Below are 2,699 nucleotides of genomic sequence, written 5' to 3'. Positions count from 1 at the left end.
GGTCGCTCCGGAACTGTGTGGGAAAGCCGCTACAAGTCGAGCATCGTGCAGTCCGATAGTTATCTGTTGGCCTGCAGTCGATATATCGAACTGAATCCAGTGCGGGCATGCATGGTGGCGGAGGCTGGGGATTATCCCTGGTCGAGCTACACCCTCCGTATTGATGCCGCGCTTGAGCAGAACTGGTTGGACGAAGACCCGTACTTCAAGGCGCTCGGCGTTACGGCTGAGGAGCGACGCCACCGGTATGCCGATTTTGTAAGGCAAGCGGTTCCTTCCGAGGAGTTAAGCGTCATTCGAGAGGCCATTCAACGCGGCCAACTTACCGGGACCAGTCGCTTCGTGGATGAAGTCGAGCGTATTGCCGGAGTGCGGATTGAGTACCGGAAGCAAGGCAGACCGAAATTAGAGTAGGGAAAATAAATCTGTCCCCTCTTTCCGTTTTTCGTCCACTTTTTCCCAGTATCGGACGGTAGTTGTGGAAATTTCTTCAGGCCCAATCATCCTGGTTCTTGCATACACGTGGTTCTGGATCTGGCTCTATGCTGAAACAGAAAAGTGGATATATTTATTTTCTTCGTTCTAATTTCAAGAGGTTCTCTGTGCATGCGGGTTCCAAAAAAATTGAAGAACACTCTGTTTTGTTGCAGGTCGCATGTGGACGGCCATGCTCCATGAACTAATAAAGGAAGAAGATTGTGCTGAATAAGCTACTCCCCTCTGCCTTCATCGCCTCCGTTCTGATCGGCTGTGTCAGTAAGGAAACAATGACGAACGAGTCTCCCTCTCTCGCTGACGACAACACCCTACTTGTGGGTATCTGGGCAATGTTGCCGTTGCGCAACGGCATCGCGAACGTTGCTGAATACCGGTCTGACGGTAAAGTTCTGCTATACCCATTCAACTGTGCAAAGCCGAGTGAGATGGAAATAGAGACTTCGGATTACGTGGTGGCCAAGGATGGCCACTCAATCCACATCAAATCGCCGATGAGGGAATTCGATCTGAAGGTGATGGAGTTCAAAAATAATGCGATGCGTCTCGGCATGAGCATCAGTGGTTCAGAGTTGACGTTCGCTTACCTGAAGATCGATAAGGTAGCTCCTTTGTGTGCCCTGTATACGGCGCTAGATTTAGACGCCAATGCTACGCCCTATCAGGAAAGCGATTTCGTTCCCGCTCCGTCGATACCTGCGCATGAGGAAATTGAACGCTATATCGGCGATTGGGGGAACGACCAAAACGAATTGCAGATCAGCTTAGCGCGAAATGCCCAAGGACATGTATATCTATACATGTCCAGTAACGAGAACTGGCATTACCTTTATAACGACGCCCATTGGATCGGCGATGAACTGCATTTCCAGAGCTATGCTTATTCAGAGAATGAAAAGCTGTTCCGGCATCCTTACCACAAATCGAGGACCGCAACGATTCTTCGGCCAACAGATGATGGGAAGATGAAACACTCGTTCTTCATCCGCGAGCGGCGGTTCGATTATGTGTTGACGCGGATGAAAGAATAATCTGAGTGAATGTAAGAAAAGGGGGCAGATTTATTTTTCCTACTCTAAACCTGACTCGCGGGGTGAGATTAGAGTAAAGAAAATAAATCTGTCCCCTTTTTCAAGTCTCTTAGCGATCTAAGCAAAGTATTGGGCGTCGGAGCAATAGTGACAAGCGGTGGGGTTGCCGCAGGTTTAGGGGTTGCTTCTAATATTCCTAGCCTTATATCCGGTTATCTGAAAGGTGAATTGTCCGGAACTGCCACCTCCGCAGCATTGAGCGTTGGTTTTGAATCTTATGCAACTTCAAGGGGTGTCCCGCCGGAGGCAGCTGCGAAGTTGGCAAATATACTATCCGTCATGGGCGCTTGGGACGGACTGGTCGAAAATGGACGGGAACTATTTGAATGAAATTTCTTGATTTTCTCCGCCGGCACAAGGGTTTTGTGTTTTTTTTGATGTGTTTAGGTAGCGCGCTGAACTCTGTCAGGTTTCTCGGTGAGTGGAGTAATTTTTGGGGTGTTCTTTCTGTTCAGTTTTTTTTTGGTCAAGGATTTTATTGTTACATTGCAAACAAAACTATCCGATTGGCGCCAGGGGGGGTTAAGGTTGATCACCCGTGGGGGATTAGGCTCTTAGTCGGTGTCTGGGCACTATTAGTTTATTTGGGAATGTTTGCATTTAATGGTTACGGTAGGGCGTGGGTCGGATTTTGATTGAGGGGGAAGGGGCTAAAAAGGGGACGGACTAAAAAGAGGACGGACTAAAAAGAGGGACTTGAAAAGGGGGCAGATTTATTTTTCCTACTCTAATTCCTTAGAAATAGAGAACACGTTTTAGATCTTCATGGAGGGAGAAGCCATGCCCAGGGTGGGGCGGGTTCTTTTTCCAAATTACCCGCATCACATTGTGCAGCGGGGCCACAACCGACAAGTCGTGTTTGCCGAGGACACTGATTTCGAGCGTTACTTGGCTGATCTACGCGAGTTGAAGGATGCCTTCGGGGTGAAGGTCTATGCGTTCTGCCTGATGACCAATCATGTGCACCTGCTGCTGGCGCCAGATGAATCACTCGGCGGACTCAGCCAGTTGATGAAGACCTTGGCCGCTCGCACCACACGCTACCGCAACCGTTTGGAAGGTCGCTCCGGAACTGTGTGGGAAAGCCGCTACAAGTCGAGCATCGTGCAGTCC

Annotated in this window: 2 protein-coding genes and 1 pseudogene; all 3 read left to right on the top strand. The window is 49.4% G+C overall.

Annotation, left to right across the window (positions count from 1 at the left end):
- Positions 1 to 414, top strand: a pseudogene (locus E8E91_RS12130) (transposase); the annotation flags it as partial.
- A gap of 284 nt (positions 415 to 698) precedes the next feature.
- Complete coding sequence (locus E8E91_RS12125; RefSeq protein ID WP_280375938.1) at positions 699 to 1,526, top strand: hypothetical protein; 828 nt, start codon at positions 699 to 701, stop codon at positions 1,524 to 1,526.
- Positions 1,527 to 2,366: 840 nt separating this feature from the next.
- Positions 2,367 to 2,699: transposase (locus tag E8E91_RS12120; RefSeq protein ID WP_280375937.1), on the top strand; the 333-nt coding region annotated here is incomplete at its 3' end.

The sequence above is a fragment of the Pseudomonas sp. BN515 genome, assembly GCF_029873155.1.
Taxonomy (GTDB): Bacteria; Pseudomonadota; Gammaproteobacteria; order Pseudomonadales; family Pseudomonadaceae; genus Metapseudomonas.
Note: the sequence above shows the minus strand (reverse complement) of the source record. Positions and strands in the feature narration are given on the sequence as shown.